Below are 21,139 nucleotides of genomic sequence, written 5' to 3'. Positions count from 1 at the left end.
ATTATCACGCCAGCGAAACTTTTGTCGTTTTCAGATTGGGCCGTGAACTTGTGAGCGTAGTCGGCCGGCATTGGGTGGTTTGCCGTTCGGCAGCTTTTGGACCATCTTGGCAAATGGCCGACGGCTGCGATCAAAAGGTAACGGCCAACGCCCTGGTCAGGTAGATATCCGAATGCTCGCAACAGTGGTTTCATACGAAGGCAGTCTACGGTGTCGATCGGAGCACGCGGAGTCCGGAACGATCGTTCTTACCGATGCACCGAAGGATAACCATGGGCAGGGAGAAAGTTTCTCGCCCAGTGAAATGCTATCCGTAGCTTTGGGGAGCTGCATTCTCAGCATCATGGGCATCGCCGCGCATTCGATGAACAGGGACATCGCCGGTGCCACTGCAATCGTTACGAAGGAGATGGCTAACACGCCTCGCCGGATTGCGCGCATCGCGGTAAATGTTCGCGTCCCCGGAAAATTCGACGAACGGCAGCGTATCAAGCTGGAAGCTGCGGCTCATGCCTGCCCCGTCCATGCCGTGCTTGGGATCGGCGCGCCGATCACGATCGATTGGGTAGGCTGAACGCCCTTGATGGCGGCTTGCGCGTGTCGCACCGTGTTCGCCGCGACCGGTATCGGGACGCCTCGCCGGGCGGCTCTTCCCACCGACACTCGCCGGTCCGCTATCAGGAACAGCGCTCGCTGTTCGTGTTGCTGAACGGCAATGATTGGGTGGTGAGCCGACGGGCAGGTTTAGACACGATCCGGCGTTAGCTGCCCTTTCGTTCGGGCGGCACATAAAGCTGCCCCTCTCCCCAACCCGGCGGTAGGTCCAAGTCATACTGGTCAGCATAGGTTAGCTTCCCAGACTTGTAGAGGTTGCTTTCCATAAGCTCCGAATGGACGGACTTCATCGCCAGCATCAGCGCCTGAACACCGTCCACGCCACACGCGTAGCGTTGCTGAACCCGGTCGGGCCATACGATCGCCCATCGACATTGATACTCGCCGCCGGGAGCCAAAGCGGGCTGAAGGAAGCGTGCCGTGATGATGTCTTCACCGCTTTCGAAGATGCGCTCAATGAAGGGTTCGTCGCTCATTCTTTATTGTGCCACGATGGAGGAACGGCGGCAAATGGGCGCCGCCACCGGGGCTTCCTATGTCCGCAAGTGCGGCGGAACCGGAATCGCCGGTCTATGAATCTACGGCCCGGATTGGCTCGACATTCACGTCATGGCGGAGAGAGCGCTGAGGCGATACCGAACTCGAATATCGCGCGCTGGTAAGCTGCCTGTCGAGGACAGCGTGGTTGTCACAAACTGCCCGCGCCGCCGGCGAAACTGTTTCAGCCTCCTCTGCGCCTCCGCGCGAACCATATCGTCCCGCCGACAGAACGGTCATGAATGGCGATCCGTCCTGATCGCAGGGCAAGCCGCCGCTTGCGTGCACCCCCGTGACAGGCAATGCTCGTCGCTATCGCTCAGTGGAGAACACGATGCTTCGCAGGAATTTTATCGCCTCCATTCCGGCCGCGGCGTTCGCGTTGCCGGCGCTCGCGCAAACCCGTGTCGCGGCACCCGATCTGCCGAAATTCGAAGGGGAGGGGGACGACCGTTTCGTCCGCCCCGATGTCCATGCCGGGGATCGGCCGGTGGGCGCCAGCTTCGCCTCGCGCAGCGCGGTATACGGAACCGGCGGTGCCGCGGGATCGGCGCACCCGCTGGCGACGCTGGCGGCGATCGAGACGCTGAAGAAAGGCGGGTCGGCGGTCGACGCGGCGATTGCGATGAACGCGTGTCTCGGGTTCCTTGAGCCCACCTCGTCCGGGATCGGCGGCGACTGCTTCTGCATGCTGTGGGACCCGAAGGTGAAAAAGGTGGTGGGGCTGGCCGGCTCCGGCGGCAGTCCTCACGGCCTGAGCCTTGAGACGGTTCGTTCCCGCGCCAGGAACGGCGCAATTCCGCCGCTCGGCGCTGTCTCGGTGTCGGTGCCGGGCGCGCTCGACGCCTGGTGGATGCTTCACCAGCGTTACGGAAAGCTCAAATGGGCCGAGCTCTTCGAGCCGGCGATCGCCTATGCCAGCGAGGGCGTACCGGTCCCGGAGCTGATCGCCTATTATATCCGCGGCAGCCTCAGGAACTTCAGCCGGCCGGGCTCTGGCGTCGAGGAGACGGCCAATGCCATGAAGGTCTACGGGTTGAATGGCGTGGGGCCAAGGACCGGTCAGATCTTCAGCAACCCGGACCTGGCGCATACCTATCGCCTCATCGCCCGGGGCGGACGCGACGCCTTCTACAAAGGTGAGATTGCGCGCACCATCGACGCCTATTTCAAGAGGATCGGCGGCTGGCTGAGCGCCGAAGATCTCGCCGCCCATCATGGCGAGTGGGTCGAACCGCATCAAACCGACTATCGCGGCGTGACGGTTCATGCGCTGGGCGCGAACACTCAGGGCATCGCGACGCTCCAGATGCTCAACATGCTCGAGCATTTCGATCTGCGCGGTGCTGGCTTCCAGTCGCCGCTGTCGATTCACCTCCAGGCCGAGGCCAAGCGCCTGGCCTATGAGGATCGGGCGCGCTTCTACGCCGATCCGCACTTTTCGAAGGTGCCGGTCGACTGGCTGATCTCCAAGGAATATGCCGCCGAACGGGCCAGGCTGATCCGGCCGGACCGCATCCTGAGCCCCGTCTATCCCGGGCAGGCGCCGAGCCGCGGCGACACGACATATTTCTCGTGCGCTGACAGTTCGGGAATGATGGTCTCGATGATCCAGTCCAATTTCCGCGGCATGGGCTCGGGGCTTGTCGCCGACGGGCTTGGCTTCATGTTCCAGGATCGCGGCCAGCTCTTCAGCCTGAAGGAAGGTCATCCCAATATCTATCAGCCTGGCAAGCGTCCGTTCCAGACGATCATCCCGGGCTTCGCGACGCGAAAAGGGGTGCCCTGGCTCGCTTTCGGCGTGATGGGCGGCGATATGCAGCCGCAGGGACAGACTCAGATCATCGTCAACCGGAAGGACTATGGCCTCGACGTGCAGGCGGCCGGCGACAGCCCACGCTGGCACCATGAGGGATCGTCCCAGTCGATGGGCGAGGATTCGCCGGACTTGCCGCCCAATGGCCTGCTGCGCCTCGAAAGCGGCGTGCCCGATGCCACCAAGGCGGCGCTCGCTGATATGGGCTGGACGATCGGCAAGCCGGATGGGGGCTTCGGCCGGTATGAGTGCGTCGAGTTCATGCCGGACGGCGGACGCCTGGTATATGCCGCCGCATCCGAAATGCGGGCTGACGGATGCGCGCTCGCTTATTGAGATGAAGGTTGAGCTGGCGGCATGCCCGCCGCACTATGTTCGCAAAGGGGACGATGATGTCGCGTGTTGCACTATTCGGAGCGGTCGGGCTGGCCATGTTGGCCGGCGCGGCCCCGGCGCAAAAACAATATAGTGGCTATCTCACGCCGGGCGAGTTCGACGTCACGACGATCGTCGAACCGGCGCCGCGCAAGGGCGATCCCCGGTATGAGACCGATCGCAAGATATTCGTCGCGACGCGGGCGCTGCTCAAGACGCCGCGCGGCGCGCTTGCCACGAGCGACGCCGATTATTCGCCACCCGCCCTGATGCGCGACTTCAGCTGTGCCGTCGGCGTTACGCTGACGCCGCAGACGGCCCCGGCGCTACTCCGCGTGGTAGGGCGAGCCGGGATCGACACGGGAGCGCAGACCAATCTCGCCAAGAATTTCTACAAGCGCGCTCGCCCCTTCCACATCGACAAGGGCGAAATCTGCCAGCCCAAATCGGAACTGGGTGACAGTTTCGACTATCCTTCGGGCCACACGACCTGGGGCTGGACCTGGGCATTCATCCTGACAGACCTCGTGCCTGATCGGGCAACGCAGATTCTCAATCGCGGCCGGGCCTATGGTGACAGCCGGTTTGTCTGCGGCGCCCACAATGAGAGCGCGGTTGAGGCGGGGATGGCGTCAGCCAGCGCGACCCTGGCACTCGTTCGGACCAAGGCTGCGTTCAAGACCGATCTCGAAGCGGCGCGCGCCGAGCTTGCGGCACTGCGAACGAACCTGGCAAGCGAGCACCCTCAGGGCTGCGAGGCCGAGCAGGCGCTCATCGCCGAGCGCGTGATGCCGACGCTCCCCGGCGGCAAGCGATAAATCCTCGACCGGTGGGCCGGATCTGACGCTAGATTCGTTTTCAGCGTTGCTGAAACGGTGCCGGCCCGCTCCCCGCCGTTTCAGTTTTGCAGGAACGGATTCTAGGCCGGATCGACATTCAGCCCCTTGGCACGGTTATAGAGGAGGGTTCGCGCAGAGGGCGCAGAGAATGCGGAGATGATTTCCGGACTTGATCATCGTGCGCCGGTAAGCAGTCCGCTTGTAAAGGTGCTCGGCCCGAGCCGCTGACCGGACCTTCTCAGCGCCCTCAGCGCCTCTGCGCGAACCATCTTGCGTCCTAGGCGCCCTGGCTCGACAGGGCTGCGCGGACCGCATCGGCGATGCGATGGCCGCTCAACGCGACACGGCGCTCACCGATGCTTCGGCGTGATGTCTCATAGCCTGGCGAAACCGGCATGGCTGCGGCCGGCGTGGTCGCACCTTCATAGGTTCCGCCCGCATAGGCGGCTGACCGTGCCAGCTCGAAGCTCTCGTCCGCCCATGCCCGGAATGCTTCCGGATCGGCCTTCCCGCTCAGTTCCACGAGCGCGGATCGCGGCCATGCATGGCCGAGCCGGAGGCGCACTGCCTCCACATTGGCGTCGTCCTCATTGTCCCCGCCGACGACATTGTCCCAATAGGCATGCAGGTTTGTCGCATCCCCGCCGGTCGTTGGCCGGACGAAGCTGTTTCCTCCGGCACGGTCGGTCAGCGGAAAGCGGCCGGAAACCAGGTGGCCGGCATGAAGCGGCTGCTGGATGTCTCCTGCGAGATGGAACAGCCAGCACAGCGAGACCGCCCGGTCCGCTGCCGGCGCATAGGCGTCGCTGACGGTTGCGAGGTTGAGCCGATACGCCTCGACCGCCTGGCCGGTGGTCATCGTCAGCATCGCGGGCGGGATGGTGGCGGGGTCGGTCCGGGACGGGATCAGCCTGAGCCAGTAATGCCAGCCGGGATGATCATAGGGCCCCTCGCGCGCATCGTCCGGCCAGCGCGCCATGAGTTCGAACAAACGACGGGTGCGCGCCTCGCCCGAATAGCCCGCCAGCCCGCGTTCGAAACGCGCCTTGTCGGGATGATCCGCCATGATCGCCTCGATCCTGGCAATCAGGGCAGGATCGGCCTTGGCCAGATCGTCATATGCCATGGCGCCGGTGACCATGTGTCCCTGATTTGACCATGCGACAGCCTCGCCGGATTGCATTCCCACGGCAGCGACGCCGATCGCGCATGCCAGCCAGTATCTTATCCCCATCCCGGCGTTCCCCGTCGATGATCTTGCTCGGTTCACGACTGGCTCCGCGAAGCAGATGCCGGACGTCATCTTACGTTAACGGAAGTTTCCTGGTGCGAGTCAAGCCGGCCTTGCACCAAACTGCCGGCGGTTGCTCTCGGGCGGCATTGATCGTCTGGCGCACGGCCACGCATGGTGGTGGCAAAAATAACATCTTCTTGTGATTAGCGAAGATCTGTAGAGGCTTGGCATCCTTGCAGATAGGAAGGTGCCAATTCGTTTCCAAAGTTCGTGAAGGTTTTGCACGGCATATTTCAGTATATTAGGTTAGTTGTCTCACGCGATCGTGTCGGATGCGTTCAGTATCGGGCTGACATTAGGTCCGTTTCGAACCTAATTTAACTAGCTATGCGAATATCCCGCCGATACCCATAACCTCAACGCTTAACGTCTGCGCGTCGAGGAGAGTATCTGTATATGGGGTCCCTCTTCCGTTCGTTCGCTACGCTAGTCGTCCTCGTTGGCCCGGCAGCACAAGCGTCATCAATCGGTAAACTGCCTGTTCCGATACATACCGGCGAGATACTCGCGCTCGGTGACACCCACGGCTCCAACGAAATTCCGCTTGTCACTCGCGATCTCGTTGACGTGATGTCGCGACAGGGCCCGCTCGTACTCGGTCTTGAGCTCGACAGCGACAGTTCGACTATCTCCTGTGGAGCGGCAACTGGCCCTGTCCCGGAGAGTTGGCGCGGTGCTACGGCGGATGGGCGGACGAGCCGCGCGATGCGCGATCTGCTTTGTCACGCGCTCGCATTGGAGAAGAAGCAAAAGCTGACAATTGTCTATCTGAACAGTGCCGGGCGAGGCCGGGATTTTGACGCGAAGGCGGCTCAACTTTTTCTGGATGCCATGCGTGCAAAACCCCGCAGTACTGGCCTCGTGCTTGCCGGGAACTTTCATACCAGAAACATGGGGAGCGCGATGACTCCAGCGCTTCGGGCTGCGGGATATAAGGTGACCACAGCAACGGCATCAACACGTGAAGCTGCTCCCGAGGTTTGGCAATGCCAGCCAAGCGGATGTGGGGTGCATCCTACGACGATCAATTTTTGCCCGGAAGGGCCTGCGGTTCATCAGCCGGGCTGGCAGAAGAGTTCTGATCCGCGATGGGATCAATGCTTGATTTTGCAGAATATTTCAGCATCGTACCCATTTGACACGGCATCAAAGTAGAAGTTCTATCGTAGACGCTGATTGACTAAAATATAATTCTATATGAAATAGAGTTGGCCCAGTGTTTGGGCTATATAAGGAGGATTGGGATGGGTAGTCAACCAACGAGAATACTGGGTAGAACCACTGGCCTTGCTGTTATGAATGATGATGAGATCAAGGAGGTCTCTGGAGGGCAGGGATGGGCTCCAATCACTTGGAATGAGAGTCTGTGCAATCCGGGCTCCCACGGAAGCGGTGAAGTTCAGTGGGAAATGGACGACTGCGGCAGCTAATAACCGCTTTTTTGGGGCGCGGCTTCTCGTCCGGTGACGGGGAGCTGCGTTCTTTTTGCACATCGAGTTTTATAGGGCGTAGATGACCCGAGTTCTGATAATCACTCGCCCGCATGACTACCACGCGATGGCTGTCCAATGGGGATTGGTCCAACTTGGATCTGAAGCGTTCGTTTGGATGCCTACTGACCTTCCGGACATGTGCTCTGCAACGATATCGCTTGATAAACCTTCAGGGAAAGCCCTCGTTTACCTGAGGCAGGGCGGGGTGCAAACGTGCCTCAACGACTTTGACGTGGTGTGGAATAGGCGGCGAGGCAAGCCGGTCGCTCCAGCGCACGCATCGCCTCATGACGTCATGGCCATTGAGGTCGAATGCTTGCAGCATGTCAACAATATCGTGATGCTACTTGCAAGGCAGGCGTCTGTCGTCAATGATCCAACTCACCAGATACCGGCTGATATGAAGGCGGTTCAGCTTCATACCGCAATGGCGGTCGGATTCGATATCCCGAATACCGTTATCACCAACGACTTCGATGCCCTTTTGGGGTTCGGATCAAACTCGAGGCAGATGATTTCAAAGCCCTATAATACCAGCCTGCATTGATCATGACCTACGGGTCCATTTGCGGCGTCCGATGGTCATGATGCGCCATGGCTGATCGACGAGCTTGTTCCAGGCTTCGCAGCACTGGTCGACGATGTTGTCGTAGGATGTGAAGACGCGGTTGGAGAGCCAGTTATCGCGCATGAACTGCCAGATATTCTCGACCGGGTTGAGCTCAGGGCATTTGGCCGGCAGCGCGATGATGCTGATATTGGCGGGCACATCGAGCTTGCCGGTCATGTGCCAACCGGCCTGATCCATCAGCACGACCGCGTGAGCCCCCGGCGCGACGGCGAGCGATATCTCGGCCAGATGCAGCGACATTGTTTGGGTATTGCAGAAGGGCAGGACCAGCCCTGCGGCCTTGCCTTCCTCCGGGCAGATCGCGCCGAAGATATAGGCTGATTTCGTGCGCTGATCCTTTGGAGCCGAGGGTCGTGTCCCGCGCCGCGCCCAGCGCCGCGTGATCTTGTTCTTCTGACCCACGCGCGCCTCGTCCTGGAACCATATCTCTATTGCCGCGCCCTTGGGGAGGCTTGCTTTGACCTTTGCCAACTCGGCGGCGAAGCCCCCTTTTTGAAGTCCTCCATGGCAAGTTCGTTCTGAGTATGATGGCGAGGCCGCGCGGTCAGCTTAACGTAGCCCAGCTTCCTCAACTCCCGACCCACGGTCGTTTCATCGAGCGACACTGCGAACTCGTCATGGAGCCACTGCGCCAGATCGATCAGCCGCCAGCGAACGACGCCGTGGATTGCCGGGATCGGGCCGCGCTCGACCGCCTCGACCAGCGCCCGCCGTTGGGCGTCGTTGAGCCGGGAACGGGCCCCGGGGGCCTTGCCATCAAGCAGGCCGTCCGGCCCGTCGGCGTTGAACCGCACCACCCAGTCGCGCACGATCTGCAAACCCACCCCGCCGATCCGCGCCGCGGCCGTCCGGCGGCCGCCATCGTAAATCTCGGCCAAGGCCAAAAGCCGCCGCGCCTGGTTCGCGCTCTTCGACCCTCGCGCCAACCGTCTCAGCGCAGGTCCGTCAAAATCATCCCGCAAACTGATCGCCGTTCCCATGGTCGCGCCCTCCAAAACCCAGCGCGCCATTGATTCAGACTTTCAGCAGCCTGGGAATCCCTCTCGTGAGTCAGCATCATCGCAACCTGGTATAAGCCGCATTCCTGGCAAACGGAGACTGGAAATATCTCGCAGCTAACGGCTGCGGTTCCGCAGCTCGAAGACATTGAACGGCTCGCCATCGAGCTATGCCCAATTATCGTCCAGGAAAAGTTGGATCGAGAATTTGAGGTCCGCTTGATTGCGTTCGGGGATGAAATGATCGCGGTCAAGATCGCGGGCAATCACGCGGAAGCTCATCTCGATTCGAGATTTTCAATCCGCAAGAAGGAGACCCCATTTTCTTCAGTTGATGCGCCGGACGATATTCGGGAGAAATGTCGCGATTATATGAAACGGTCGGGTATCGTGTTTGGGGCCTTTGACTTCCTGATTGACACCGGCGGTCGCTGGGTCTTTCTCGAATGCAATGAGGCGGGGCAGTTCCTCTTTCTGGAGCAGAGGCTTCCCGAGCTTCCGATTTTAGATAAATTCTGCCGGTGGTTAGCCAGCTTTGGCGAGCAAGTTCATTTCACAGGGGCGGAAAAGGTGCTGCTGAGCACTCAGGCGTTCGAAAGTTCGGACGATGGAGCGCAGCTTTTGGTGTTGCAGACCCGTCACAAGCATACTGACAAGAATGATATATTTGTTCGTGAGCATGCGCTTTAGTATTTTTCGAGAGAGCCTATAGCGCATCACTATTCTAGCTAGCTTTTGGCGGGTCTCTAAGAATTATCTATTTGGAAAAAGTAACAGTACCGTTGCTTTTCCAAGTGACAACGCAATCACCATCGCAGGTATTATCCGACCGCTTCTGCGCCCAGCCTAAAAACGAATATGATTTTTCAGGACCGTTGACGCTCAATTCCTGAACATCGGCAACCCTTCGAACGCCCTGCAAATAGCCGGCCTTGCCCGCAGCCACGTGTATTTTATGTCGGCCGACAGCGGGAGCGTAATAATTTAGCTCGATATCTTTAGTCGAAAGGTTAACGATCTTCGTATCGGCAGGCGGTTTTGCACACGACGAGGCAGTCAGCAGAATTCCAGCAGCAAGTACATGCTTGATCATTGTACTGAGTCCTTCTCGTTACAATTCGCGCACCAAAGAAACTTTGCCCATTAATCAATAGCAGCGGGCGGGCGCCCTGTCTCAGGAAAAGTGGAACCGATCGTCCTGTCTGCTGCACCGGCGGTATCACGGATCGGTACTTGATTGTGCATTGCAGTCCGCCAGATGCATCGATGCTACGGGGTGCAGGTCTCTAGCATGGTTTCGAGGCGCCCAGAAGATAACATCAGGACGCGGTCCGCGCTGGCGATCGTCTCTTTACGGTGCGCAATGATGACGCGAGTAATCCCCATTTCCGCGATGGCCGCGTTCACGCGGCGCTCACGGATTTCATCGAGATGCGAGGTGCCCTCATCCACGATTAACATCTTCGGCTGACGGTACAGGGCTCGGGCCAGAAACACCCTTTGCCGTTGCCCTCCCGAAAGAGCGGTCCCCATGTCGCCAACCAAGGTTTCGTATGCCATCGTCATCGCCGCAATGTCTGCATCTATCGAGGCCGCGCGTGCAGCGGCGATGACCCGGTCCATGTCCACTGCGTCATCGAACATGGAGATGTTCTCCGCGATCGAACCGCCGAACAGGACATCATCCTGGAGGACGCCCGCCACCTGATCGCGATAGCTACGATAGCCAAATCGCGTCAGCGGCAAACCGTCAACCAGCATCTCTCCGCTTTGGGGCTCAAGCAGGCCCAGCAAAATTTTGGCGAGCGTTGACTTGCCGCCCCCGGAAGGTCCCGTGATAGCGACCGATTCTCCAGGTTGAATGACGAGATCTAAATCGCGTAAAATTAGCGGATCGTCCGGCCCATACCGGTATGAAATGCCCTTAAGTTCGAGGCGACCCCGTAAGGGTGTTTCCAAATCCCGACTTTGATCAAAGCCGGCATCCTCGTCTGCTAGCGCGATGTCAGAGAGGCGTTCGAGATGCAGGCCAAGCATCCTGAACGAAATTGCCTTGTCTATGAGAGAGGACGCCGCCGCAAGGAACTGCGCCTTGTACGCCAAATAGGCGACAACCATGCCGATACTGAATCCACCTCCAATGACGAAGCCGATAGCGAGCCAAATTACAACGACGTTCTCCAGGCCGAAAACTAGTGTGTTGGTGACGGCTTGCCATATCACTATTCGCTGTTGGTGAACGTTGGCATTGACGGCATCCGTCATCTTCGATTGCCAGAGGGCATGCCATAGCGTTTCGCGATTGAACATCCGGAGAGTTGTCATCCCCCGAAGGGACTCGATGAGTACGGTCTGCTCCCGACTGGATGTGATGATGGACGAAGTCTGTGCCTCCCGTTGCAGCGGGAAGGAAACCCACCGAACGATGCCATAGATTACGAAGGCGCTTACGGACACCATTGCCAGCGTAGGCGAGTAGAACACCATGAAGCCGAGCGTCAGAAAGGCCAGGGCGCCATCAACAACGGCTGCAACAGCCCCGTCTGCCAGCAAGGACCGAATGGGCGTGATTGACTGAAAGCGCGATAAGATATCGCCCACTTGCCTGCGCTCAAACCAATCAATCGGCAGCCTGAACAGGCGACGCGCGATGTTCGACGCTACACCAAATCCGAACGCCGCCCCGGCAGAAAGAAGAACGAACGATCGAAGTAGAGCGGTAATTGCATTGATGATTGCAAATAGACCGAACCCTATCGCGAGGACGGTTAGGAGATTGAGATCGAGCGCGGGGAGAGCGCTGTCTATCGCCAGTTGCATATAGTAGGGCGATGCGAGAAGAAATGCTTGAAGTACAATCGAGAGTATCAGGGTTTGACCCAGCGCCCGCTTGAGGCCTTTCATTCTTTGCCAGAGTTGCGACAAATGCAATCGTTGTCTGGCATCGCCGGTTTCAAAGCTCAGCGACGGCAGAAGTTCCAAAGCGACACCGGTGAAGCTACTCGACACCTCGGCGATAGGCATCCATCTACTGGCTCCGGCGGGATCATGGATCAAAGCTTTGCTCCCGCGTACTGCCTCCAGAACCACATAGTGGTTCAGATTCCAGTGCAGCACGGCCGGGAACTCGAGTTCATGGATGCGATCAAGCGGTACCTTGATGGCGCGCGTGCTCATGCCGATACTGTCAGCTATCTTTATGAGAGATGACAGCCTGGCTCCTCGTGATGAAATCGCGAAACGACGACGGAATGTCCCCAGATCAACTTCGAGGCCGTGGTAGCCGGCGACCATTGCCAGACACGCAAGTCCGCATTCTGCGACTTCAGTTTGTGAAATGGGGCGGATGCGGGATCGGGAAAATACACCCAGATCGAGCTTCGCCGTCATCGCCGCGCCACGGCAAACAGCGGAGCGAAAAGCCAGCCGACCAACGAGCGTTGCTCAGTGACGATACGCGCTGAGAGGGTCATCCCGGCGCGAAGCGACTGGCGGCGCCCAAATGCCTCAACGCTTGGCTCTCGTATGCTGGCGATCACCATATACATCGGTTCCATTACGCCCGCCTTGTTCTCGCGCGATAGCGGCGCGGATGAGATCGAGACAATTGTTGCGGGGAACGTACCGAATTGTTCGAAGGGGAAGGCATCAACTGCCAATCTGACCGACTGACCTGGAGACAGAAATCCAACTGCCTTGGTCGGAAGAAACAGTTCGGCGCGAAGGCGCGCTCCGTCCGGCACTATCGCCATCACCGGCGTTTGATTGGCGATCGTGTCGCCCGCATGTGCGGTCAAGGAGGTGACCCGCCCAGCCAGTGGGGACGTCAGGATGTAGCCTCGTCCCGCTTCTGCGCCGGCCGTTTGCTGACGCACCTGTGCGCGTGAAGAAATTAGGCTTGCCAGAGCCGCCGCTGCGCGCGCTGACGCCACGCGCCTTGTGCGCTCGGCCTGCCGCAGGGTGCCCTGCTTTGATGCCCGCGATTGCTCAAGCGCAGAGAGTTGCTGACGTCTGGAGAGAAAGGCCTCCTCCCTCGTCTGAATATCGTGCCTACTGATGAAGCCTCTCTTTGCAATCTCTCTCGACTGTTCGAAGTCTGTTCTAGCGGTGGCGACCAATTGACGTTGAACTGCGAGTTGGTTCTCCAGTTCGACAAGCTCACTCTGAAAACCTGCGATTTGTGCTGCGTACTGGGCCTCGTCCTCCGCAGCCGCCTCGGCGTTTGAGGATAGTTGCTGCTGAAATCCCCGATCTTGGCCAGCGAGCGCGTCTAACACCCCGTTCTGTGCTCCAGCGCCGGAAAAACTCGTTTCTTCAGCTCTTACGATCGCCAGCGGCTTGCCCACCGTCACTTTGTCGCCTTCCTTGACGCGGAGGTCGGTAATCACGCCAGGTCGGGCTGGGACAATGGAAATGACCCCCCGATCCGGCATGATCGTGCCCACCGCGGTCTCAGTTCGAGCATAAGAAGCAGTTGATAGAAAAAGCGCGGCCGTGCCAACGGAGCCCAGAAGTACGAAACCAATTACGTGCCATCCAATGGGAAAGGTGAGGCTTATGTCTCCATGTAGCTGCTTGGCTTGCCTCTTTAGAACTTCTTCTCTGAAGAGCGTCATCTATCCTCCAGAACACGTATGCGGACTTGGCCCATGCACGTCGTTAGCTCGTAAATCGATCCACAACAGGCGAAATTTGATCGGATTTGGATGCGTTTAGATGATCTCGTCCAAGGTGGCGCAAAGGCGACTCTTGGCTGGGAATGTATTGTGTAAGGATGCCGTGCTTCCCAGGGCAGATTCTGTGTATTCCGGACGCACGCCCTCCTAGAGGTAGTTATGAGTGCTCAGCCGATATGAGGAACCTTTCTTGCTTATCTCGTTAGCCTCGCCGCTGACTTGGCAGCCATATCCATAACTCTGGGCTGGCGAGTTGCGCTGACGCACCGATTCAACCCGGCGCCTCTCCATGTTGAAATCCTGCGAAACGCTTCGACCCGCTCGGCCTGAAACGAGCGGCGAAGCACTTGATTCCAGCCTGAAGAAAAGTGCGATGAAAATCCGATACCCCTCGCGAAATTCGGTAAGTAGAGCAGTAATAACACTGCAATCAGTCATGCACCTTTTGCGCGCGCGACTGCAGTCGCTGAGCATCCCGGAAGCTGCACCCGTCAATAAAACCCGCGCAAACGCCAAGAAGCCGGCTTTTCAGTTCGTCTCGCCATCGCCTCGCGAAAATCAGCGAATACTCACCAGTCTGGGACGGTTGCGCGCATTCTCCAACACGAGATCGCGGTGGTTATTGTGCCAGCGCCCTGACAGCGCGCTACTCTATTCCCCATCGGTGCAGCATACGGAATCGCTGTCGTTCGCCTCTCCGAAAGGCGCCGCGGCCCCGCTATTTCAGCAGATAGGGCAGCGATACGGAGAAGGACGATTGCTTCGCCATCGCCCCTTCCGGGCGGATTCTAACATGGGTGACGGCGCCTTCCGAGGCGGCGTTCCCGGCGATGGGCGTGTACGTCCAGGAAATCGCGCCGTCCGAGGAGAAATCCACATCGTCGGTGCCGTCGGACGGCCCGCCATAGCGCAGGGTGACGGTGGAGGCGGGGGAGCCCTCGGTCAGGCTGAACACCGTGCCCGAGGATGTGCCGTCGCCGTCAAGCGCCACCAGCGAGCCGGCGGGTGTCGGCACGATGATCGCCAGGGTGCCGCTGTCGAGCGGGACGATGTCGGGGTTGGAGACGGCGGCGGTCAGACGGCGCCGGCTGCCCGGGATCGTCTTGGGCCTGCTGGTGCCGTTGGTGCCGTCCCAGGTCGTCAGGCTGCTGATCGTCGTGACGACGTTCAGCGGGGATACGACCAGCGTTACCGTGATGACCGTATCCCCGCTGCCGGTATCCGGAACGCCGATGCACAGGCCGAGCGCGCCGATGCCGGGGCACAGGTTCCAGTCCCAGTGGATCGTGATCGTGTCGGTATAGGTACCCGGCGCCAGCATCGCGGTGGACGAGGGCGTGACATAGAAGGGCAGGTCGGCCGAGCTCCCGCCCAGCAGGCCGAGAAGGTTGAGCAGGTTGTTCTGCATGTAATCCAGCGTCGCGCCCTGTGCGAAGCGGTAGGTGCCCGCCGGATCGGCCGAGGCGATATAGTTCGCCGTTGCCGTGCCGCCGGAAAGCTTCAGCTTGAAATTGTTCTGGCTGGTGAACTTGGCGCGGATATAGTTGCTGCCGAGCAGCACCAGCACGCTGGTGGGGCAGACGATCCCGGCGCGGGTCTGCAATGCCGGAACGACACCGGCATTCACCGCGGCGGGCGAATAGGTGCCGAGCGTGGTGGTGATGTTGGGGCTGAGGGTGCACGCAAGGGCGGGGGCGGCGAGCAGAGCCAGCCAGACGGCGATGGCCGACGCAACATATTTCAGGCTGGCCGAAATGATACGCATCGCCGCGCAGCTATAGATATTGATCGTTTATACCGTGCTAACGCGTCGCGGGACCGGCCGGGGCAGGGTGGCGAAGGGGCGACCGCCGCGCGAGTGGCCGAAATCGCCGCGCCCCGCTATGGCGCGGCGATGCTCCGCATCACTGAACTGAAACTGCCGCTCGACCATCCCGAGGAAGCCCTGGCGGCCGCGATCCGCAAGCGCCTGCGCATCACGCCGCGGGATATGGTCCGCTACGCCGTCGCCCGGCGCGCGCACGATGCCCGCGACAAGACCGACATCCAGCTCGTCTATTCGGTGGACGTGACCCTTCGCGACGAGGCCACGGTCCTCGCCCGTTTCCGCAAGGACCGCCATGTCCAGCGGACGCCCGACACCGGCTATCGTTTTCCCGTCCGGGCGCCGTCCGGCTGGAGCGGTCCTCGTCCCGTCGTGATCGGCGCCGGGCCGTGCGGCCTGTTCGCCGGGCTGATCCTTGCCCAGATGGGCTTTCGCCCGATCATCCTCGATCGCGGCAAGGAGGTGAAGCAGCGCACCAAGGACACCTGGGGCCTGTGGCGTCGCAGCGTGCTCGATCCCGAATCCAACGTCCAGTTCGGGGAAGGGGGCGCCGGCACTTTTTCCGACGGCAAGCTCTACAGCCGGATCAAGGATCCGCGGCATCTCGATCGCAAGGTGCTCATCGAATTCGTCAAGGCCGGCGCGCCGGCGGAGATCCTGACCGAGGCCCACCCGCATATCGGCACCTTCCGCCTGGTGGCGATGGTCCAGAGCATGCGCGAGACGATCGAGGGGCTAGGCGGCGAATACCGGTTCGGGCACCGGGTCGACGGGATCGATATCGCGACCGACGCGCAAGGGGAGCGCCGCGTGCGCGGGCTGCGCCTGCACACCGGGGAGTATCTCGAGGCTGAACATGTGGTGCTCGCGGTCGGCCACAGCGCGCGTGATACCTTCCACATGCTCCATGACGAGGGCGTGTTCGTCGAGGCAAAGCCCTTCTCGATCGGCGTGCGCATCGAACACCCCCAATCCTGGATCGACGATGCCCGTTTCGGCCATTCGGCCGGCCACCCGATCCTCGGCGCGGCCGACTACAGCCTGTCGCACCATTGCGGGAACGGTCGCACCGTCTACAGCTTCTGCATGTGCCCCGGCGGCACCGTCGTCGCCGCGACCTCTGAGGAGGGGCGAGTCGCCACCAACGGCATGAGCCAATATTCACGCAACGAGCGCAATGCCAATTCAGGCATCGTCGTCGGCATCGATCCGGCGCGCGACTATCCGGACCATCCCCTGGCCGGCATCGCGCTTCAACGGCATTGGGAATCGCGCGCCTATGTCGCGGGCGGCTCGAGCTACAAGGCACCGGCCCAGACCCTGGGGGATTTCCTCGCCGGCCGCGCCTCGACCAGCCTCGGGACCGTCGTGCCTTCCTATCTGCCGGGCGTGTCCCCGACTGACCTGGCTGAATGCCTGCCCGAGTTCGCCGTTACCGCGATGCGCGAGGCGCTGGTCGCCTTTGGCCGGGAGATCCCCGGCTACGATCATCCGGATGCGGTGATGACCGGGGTCGAGACGCGCACCTCGTCGCCGGTCAGGATCACGCGCGGCGCCGACTTCCAGAGCCTCAATACCGCGGGCCTGTTTCCGGCCGGCGAGGGCGCCGGCTATGCGGGCGGCATCCTCTCGGCGGCGGTGGACGGAATCAAGGTGGGCGAGGCAGTCGCCTCGCGCATCATGGGATAGGGATGTCGGGCCTGGCCAGCGCTCAGCTCCCCTCGGGCTCCGCCCTTCTCGCCGGCGGGTGCAGGCGCACCCGCTCGACCCGGGTCGGTTCGGCCTCGATCACCTCGATCGTCCAGCCGCTGTCATGGTGGATGCACTCGCCCGCATGGGGCACATGGCCGGCCAGCACCACGGCCAGCCCACCGATCGTGTCGATATCGCCGTCTACCTCGGCCAGCCGCGGATCGACCACCTCGCCGACATCCTCAAGCTCGGCGCGCGCGTCCGCCTCCCAGGCGCCGCCGTCGAGCGGGACGATCAGCGCCTCTGGCGCGTCGTCATGCTCGTCCTCAATGTCGCCGACGATCTCCTCGATCAGGTCCTCGATCGTGACGAGCCCTTCGGTCCCGAAATACTCGTCGAGCACGATGGCGAGATGCACCCGCTTCTGCCGCATGTCCGCCAGCAGGTCGAGCGCGCCGCGCGACATCGGCACGTACAGCGGTTCGCGGATCAGTCCCTCGAGCGTCGCGGGATGCTCGGCGCCGGTCGCCAGGATATTGAACACGTCCTTCAGGTGGATCATGCCGATGATCGTGTCGAGCTTGCCGCGATACACCGGCAGGCGGCTATGCCCGGCCTCCGCGAACAGCCTCACCAGGGCGGCGAAGCTGGTCTTCTCCTCGACCGCGATGATGTCGGCACGCGGCACGCCGACATCGCCCGCGTCGCGCTCGCCGAAATGCAGCAGGTTGCGCACCATCTGGCGTTCGAGCGGGGAAAGGTCGCCGGCCGCGTCGGGCTCGGGATCGTCCTCATGCGCGTCGATCGCTTCTTCAAGCTGGGCGCGGAGCGATTCGTCGCCAGGGTCGCCGAAGATCAGGGCTCGGAAGGAGCGCCATAAGCTGCCTTCCTGGGTGCCGGCCGTGTCCGTTCTGGGTGCGGTACCGGTGCTACTGTCGCCTTCGGGCATGTGGTGTGTCAGTCCTCGCGTATCAGATAAGGGTCATGCAGGCCCAGCGACGCCAGCGCATCGGTTTCGATACTCTCCATCGCCTCGGCCTCATGATCTTCCATATGATCATAGCCGAGTAAATGCAGCGTGCCATGCACGATCAGATGCGTCGCGTGATCCTCGATCGCAATATTCCGCTCGGCCGCCTCGCGAAGGCAGACGCCATGCGCCAGCACGATATCGCCGAGCAGCACCTCGCCATCATCCGAATTCTGGTCGATCGTGTCGAGCAGGTCTGGCTGCACCATCGGGAAGCTCAGCACGTTGGTCGGCTTGTCCTTGTGGCGGTACTGCGCGTTGAGCGTCTGCACTTCCTCATCGGTGGTCAGCCGGACGGAGACTTCGATCAGCGCCGTGGCGGTGAGCATGTCCCCGTGCGGCGTGCGCTCCATCGCTGCGGTGGCGGCGCGCAGCGCTAGCGCCTCCCAGTCGATGGTCTCCGGCCAGGGCGATTCGATCGAGAGGGCTGTTTCAAGCATCGACACCCTCATAAGCCTCGACGATCCGTCCGACGATCGGGTGCCGTACCACGTCGCCCGCGCCGAAACGGCAGATCGACAGTCCCTCGACACCCTCAAGCCGGCCGACCGCGTCGTTCAGGCCGGATGCCGCCATGCCGCCGGGAAGGTCGGTCTGCTTGGGGTCGCCGCACACCACCATGCGGCTGTTCTCGCCGAAACGGGTAAGGAACATCTTCATCTGCGCCGGCGTGGTGTTCTGCGCCTCGTCCAGGATGATGAAGGCGTCGGCCAGCGTGCGGCCGCGCATGAAGGCGATCGGCGCGATCTCGATCTCGCCCGACAGGATGCGCCGCTCGACCTGTTCCGCCGGGAGGCAGTCGTTCAGCGCGTCGTAGAGCGGGCGCAGATAGGGATCGACCTTCTCCTTCATGTCGCCGGGCAGGAAGCCGAGCTTCTCGCCCGCCTCCACCGCGGGTCGCGACAGGATCAGCCGCTGAACGCTGCCGGTGATCAGCTGCGCCACAGCCTGCGCCACCGCGATATAGGTCTTGCCCGTGCCCGCCGGCCCGAGCGCGAAGATGATGTCGTGGTTGAGCAGCTCGCGCATGTAATGCTGCTGCGCCAGGGTGCGCGGCACGATCGTCTTCTTGCGCGTGCGGATCATCACCTGCGGCGCGCCGTCCGCATCGGCGCGGATGATGCCGGCAAGCGTCGGCTCGGCCGACATCGCGATCACCGCATCGACCAGCCCGGCATCGGCCCGCTCGCCGCGCACGATTCTGTTGTACAGGCTCTGCAGCACGTCGCGCGCCGCCGCGACCGCTTCAGCCGTGCCTTCGAGCCCGACCCGGTTGCCGCGCGCTGTAATGTACACCCCCATGCGGTTCTCGAGCAGCAGCAGGTTCTGGTCGAACTCGCCGAAGAGCTGCGGCATGAGCTGGGGCTTGTCGAACACGACCTCTGTACGGCTGCGGTCACCGGACTGGGCTTGGACAGGCTTGCGGCTCATGCGGTTCCTTCGGGCGGGAGAGGAAGGGCGGGTGACTCACCCGAACTGACCGCGCGGCGCGGGGTTCCGGGGAGGGGGCGAGTCAGCATCATCCATCCGCGAGTTTGGCAGAGCGCGAGCGGGGAGGACAGGGGAATATGGATGCTTCCGCCGATTCTTCGTCGCCCTGTTTCCTCCCGGCAACGCTCATCCGACCCTGCCCGACTGGCTCATCCGCCACATCAGCGCGTCGAGCATCCGGTCGGGCAACAGCGTGACGAGCAGCAGGAACGTCTTGGCCCCGCCGCCGATCGCATAGCGGATTCGTGGGCGGCGCGCGGCGGCCGCCTTCGCGATGATGTTCGCCACCACTTCCGGCGGGGAGGCGAAGGTGAACGAGTCGGCACTGCCCAGCATTGCGGCATGGCGCTGCGCATAGGGCGCGTAGGCGCTGTCGCCCGATCGTTCGAGCAGGCTCTGGTGCGCGATGCCGCCCCATTCGGTGCGAATCGCGCCGGGCTCGATCACCACGACGCGGATGCCGAACGGCCGCAGCTCCATGCGCAAGCAGTCGCTCAGCCCTTCCACCGCGAACTTGGTCGCGTGATACCAGGCGCCGAACGGTTCGCCGAACTTGCCGCCGATCGAGGTGACATTGACGATCGTGCCATCCTTCTGCGCCCGCATCATCGGCGTGGCGAGCTGGCACAGTCGCGCAAGACCGAACAGGTTAACCTCCACCTGGCGTCGTGCCTCCTCCATCGGCACATCCTCCAGCGCGCCGTAGCTGCCATAACCGGCATTGTTGACGAGTATGTCGATCCGCCCGGCTTTCGCGCGGATCGTCTCCATCGCGGCGACGATCGAGGCATCTACGGTGAGGTCCAGGTCGATCAGTTCGGCGCCCGCGTCTGCCAGAGAGGCCATGCGGTCGAGCCGCCGCGCGGCGGCGAACACGCGGTAACCGTCGGCGAGAAGGCGGCGGGCAGTTGCCTCGCCGATACCGGCCGAGGCGCCGGTGACCAGTGCGATCTTCATCACGATTTTTCATGCTCCACAGTCGAGGGAGCAATTCCTATAAGGGTGGACTATGGTCCATGGTCAAGGGATATTCGACAATGCTGATCTCGGAATTCGCGAAACGCGCCGGGCTGAGCACCGACACGGTCCGCTTCTACATCCGCAAGGGCCTCCTCGAACCTGACACGGGGATGAAGGGCGGCGCCAATCCGTATCAGATCTTCACCGAGGAGCATCTGGAGAGTGCGCGGCTCATCAGGATGGGGCAGTCGCTCGGCTTCTCGCTGCGCGAGATTGCCACCTTGGCGGCCGAATATAAGGGAGGCGGCATGACGCCGGCGCGCAGCCTGGAGCTGATGCGCCTGCAACTCGTTCGACTGGAGGAAAAGGCCGGACAACTCGGCGCGATGGTCGACTATACCCGCGCCAAGGTCGCCTGGCTCGAGGGAGGGCAGAGGGGGCCTGAACCCGTGTTTGGCGCATTCGAGGCCTGTTCGGCACAGGCGCCGGAAGATGGGGCAGTCGGCGGGGAGCCCCGACGTGCGGCGCGTGCTCGCTAATGTCTACCGCGCCGTGCTTCGCCCAAACCATTGGCGGATGATGTCGATGAGTCCGTATCTGCCTAGTAGTCTGGTTTCGGGAGCAATGGTGGTCGGGTCGACATTGGTTTCGCGCGCGATCGCGGCGCAGAAGCGCCGCCAGGTTTCGCGATCGTCAACCGCGTCGGCGGGAAGCTCCTTGAGCAGCGAAGTCCACACGTTTCCGACGGTTCGCCAGGTTGGTGCATCCGTCACGTCAAGCACTATGCCGAAGGAATCCTCCACATCGTTGATCGCCCATATCTCATCACCATCACCCCCGAGGCCCAGACTTGCCAGCATTGTCTGT

The 21,139-nt window shown here is 61.5% G+C and carries 20 protein-coding genes; 8 read left to right on the top strand and 12 right to left on the bottom strand.

Annotated features, from left to right (window positions below):
- The first annotated feature begins 172 nt into the window (after positions 1–172).
- Positions 173–574, top strand: a complete 402-nt coding sequence (locus tag NDN01_RS14095; RefSeq protein ID WP_272622178.1) for an OsmC family protein — start codon at positions 173–175, stop codon at positions 572–574.
- Positions 575–761: 187 nt separating this feature from the next.
- Here NDN01_RS14095 and NDN01_RS14090 read toward each other — a convergent pair whose 3' ends face one another.
- The gene (locus NDN01_RS14090; RefSeq protein WP_272622177.1) at positions 762–1,091 is read right to left on the bottom strand and encodes a DUF6968 family protein; all 330 of its coding nucleotides are present in this window, start codon (positions 1,089–1,091) and stop codon (positions 762–764) included.
- 395 nt (positions 1,092–1,486) lie between these two features.
- Here NDN01_RS14090 and NDN01_RS14085 point away from each other — a divergent pair, with 395 nt between their 5' ends.
- Positions 1,487–3,304 carry a gamma-glutamyltransferase family protein gene (locus tag NDN01_RS14085; RefSeq protein WP_272622175.1) on the top strand — a complete coding sequence of 606 codons (1,818 nt, stop codon included), beginning with the start codon at positions 1,487–1,489 and terminating at the stop codon, positions 3,302–3,304.
- A 53-nt stretch (positions 3,305–3,357) separates the two neighbouring features.
- Positions 3,358–4,161 (top strand): acid phosphatase, encoded by an 804-nt coding sequence (locus NDN01_RS14080; RefSeq protein WP_272622174.1) that lies wholly within the window; start codon positions 3,358–3,360, stop codon positions 4,159–4,161.
- A gap of 298 nt (positions 4,162–4,459) precedes the next feature.
- On the opposite strand, the gene NDN01_RS14075 is transcribed toward NDN01_RS14080, so the two are convergent.
- Positions 4,460–5,323: a S1/P1 nuclease gene (locus tag NDN01_RS14075; RefSeq protein ID WP_443025121.1), complete on the bottom strand. Its 864-nt coding sequence runs from the start codon at positions 5,321–5,323 to the stop codon at positions 4,460–4,462.
- Between the two features lie 858 nt (positions 5,324–6,181).
- Between NDN01_RS14075 and NDN01_RS14070 the strand changes: the two genes are divergently transcribed.
- Positions 6,182–6,631 carry a hypothetical protein gene (locus tag NDN01_RS14070; protein WP_272622172.1) on the top strand — a complete coding sequence of 150 codons (450 nt, stop codon included), beginning with the start codon at positions 6,182–6,184 and terminating at the stop codon, positions 6,629–6,631.
- Positions 6,632–6,988: 357 nt separating this feature from the next.
- Positions 6,989–7,516, top strand: coding sequence for a hypothetical protein (locus tag NDN01_RS14065; RefSeq protein ID WP_272622169.1), 528 nt, complete (start codon positions 6,989–6,991; stop codon positions 7,514–7,516).
- Here NDN01_RS14065 and NDN01_RS14060 read toward each other — a convergent pair.
- Positions 7,517–8,580, bottom strand: a protein-coding gene (locus tag NDN01_RS14060) for an IS630 family transposase (RefSeq protein ID WP_272628134.1) whose coding sequence is annotated in 2 segments (ribosomal slippage) — positions 7,517–8,086 and positions 8,089–8,580 — 1,062 coding nt in all. Because the reading frame shifts where the segments join, the coding sequence is not laid out codon by codon here. It lies immediately after the preceding gene.
- 258 nt (positions 8,581–8,838) lie between these two features.
- Between NDN01_RS14060 and NDN01_RS14055 the strand changes: the two genes are divergently transcribed.
- Positions 8,839–9,288 carry a hypothetical protein gene (locus NDN01_RS14055; RefSeq protein WP_272622168.1) on the top strand — a complete coding sequence of 150 codons (450 nt, stop codon included), beginning with the start codon at positions 8,839–8,841 and terminating at the stop codon, positions 9,286–9,288.
- Between the two features lie 67 nt (positions 9,289–9,355).
- On the opposite strand, the gene NDN01_RS14050 is transcribed toward NDN01_RS14055, so the two are convergent.
- From NDN01_RS14050 to NDN01_RS14035, 4 genes are all read right to left on the bottom strand, one after another.
- Positions 9,356–9,691 (bottom strand): hypothetical protein, encoded by a 336-nt coding sequence (locus NDN01_RS14050; protein ID WP_272622166.1) that lies wholly within the window; start codon positions 9,689–9,691, stop codon positions 9,356–9,358.
- Positions 9,692–9,867: 176 nt separating this feature from the next.
- The gene (locus NDN01_RS14045; RefSeq protein ID WP_272622164.1) at positions 9,868–11,988 is read right to left on the bottom strand and encodes a peptidase domain-containing ABC transporter; all 2,121 of its coding nucleotides are present in this window, start codon (positions 11,986–11,988) and stop codon (positions 9,868–9,870) included.
- Entirely contained in the window at positions 11,985–13,214 is a 1,230-nt protein-coding gene (locus tag NDN01_RS14040) for an HlyD family secretion protein (protein WP_272622162.1), read from the bottom strand. Before NDN01_RS14040 ends, NDN01_RS14045 begins: the two co-directional genes overlap by 4 nt.
- A 778-nt stretch (positions 13,215–13,992) precedes the next feature.
- Entirely contained in the window at positions 13,993–15,039 is a 1,047-nt protein-coding gene (locus NDN01_RS14035) for a protein CsuE (RefSeq protein ID WP_272622160.1), read from the bottom strand.
- A gap of 129 nt (positions 15,040–15,168) precedes the next feature.
- Between NDN01_RS14035 and NDN01_RS14030 the strand changes: the two genes are divergently transcribed.
- On the top strand, positions 15,169–16,788 hold the full coding sequence (locus tag NDN01_RS14030) for an NAD(P)/FAD-dependent oxidoreductase (protein ID WP_272628211.1): 1,620 nt from the start codon (positions 15,169–15,171) through the stop codon (positions 16,786–16,788).
- 22 nt (positions 16,789–16,810) lie between these two features.
- Here NDN01_RS14030 and NDN01_RS14025 read toward each other — a convergent pair whose 3' ends face one another.
- From NDN01_RS14025 to NDN01_RS14010, 4 genes are all read right to left on the bottom strand, one after another.
- On the bottom strand, positions 16,811–17,740 hold the full coding sequence (locus tag NDN01_RS14025) for a hemolysin family protein (protein ID WP_272622158.1): 930 nt from the start codon (positions 17,738–17,740) through the stop codon (positions 16,811–16,813).
- A gap of 8 nt (positions 17,741–17,748) precedes the next feature.
- The gene (ybeY, locus tag NDN01_RS14020; RefSeq protein WP_272622156.1) at positions 17,749–18,261 is read right to left on the bottom strand and encodes an rRNA maturation RNase YbeY; all 513 of its coding nucleotides are present in this window, start codon (positions 18,259–18,261) and stop codon (positions 17,749–17,751) included.
- Positions 18,254–19,252 carry a PhoH family protein gene (locus tag NDN01_RS14015; protein ID WP_272622154.1) on the bottom strand — a complete coding sequence of 333 codons (999 nt, stop codon included), beginning with the start codon at positions 19,250–19,252 and terminating at the stop codon, positions 18,254–18,256. Before NDN01_RS14015 ends, ybeY begins: the two co-directional genes overlap by 8 nt.
- Positions 19,253–19,438: 186 nt before the next feature.
- Complete coding sequence (locus NDN01_RS14010) at positions 19,439–20,269, bottom strand: oxidoreductase (RefSeq protein ID WP_272622151.1); 831 nt, start codon at positions 20,267–20,269, stop codon at positions 19,439–19,441.
- An 80-nt stretch (positions 20,270–20,349) separates the two neighbouring features.
- Between NDN01_RS14010 and NDN01_RS14005 the strand changes: the two genes are divergently transcribed.
- Positions 20,350–20,811 (top strand): helix-turn-helix domain-containing protein, encoded by a 462-nt coding sequence (locus NDN01_RS14005; RefSeq protein WP_272622149.1) that lies wholly within the window; start codon positions 20,350–20,352, stop codon positions 20,809–20,811.
- Positions 20,812–20,814: 3 nt separating this feature from the next.
- Here NDN01_RS14005 and NDN01_RS14000 read toward each other — a convergent pair whose 3' ends face one another.
- The gene (locus NDN01_RS14000) at positions 20,815–21,132 is read right to left on the bottom strand and encodes a hypothetical protein (RefSeq protein WP_272622147.1); all 318 of its coding nucleotides are present in this window, start codon (positions 21,130–21,132) and stop codon (positions 20,815–20,817) included.
- Positions 21,133–21,139 lie beyond the last annotated feature (7 nt).

This window comes from Sphingomonas sp. QA11, assembly GCF_028473665.1.
Classification (GTDB): Bacteria; Pseudomonadota; Alphaproteobacteria; order Sphingomonadales; family Sphingomonadaceae; genus Sphingomonas; species Sphingomonas phytovorans.
Note: the sequence above shows the minus strand (reverse complement) of the source record. Positions and strands in the feature narration are given on the sequence as shown.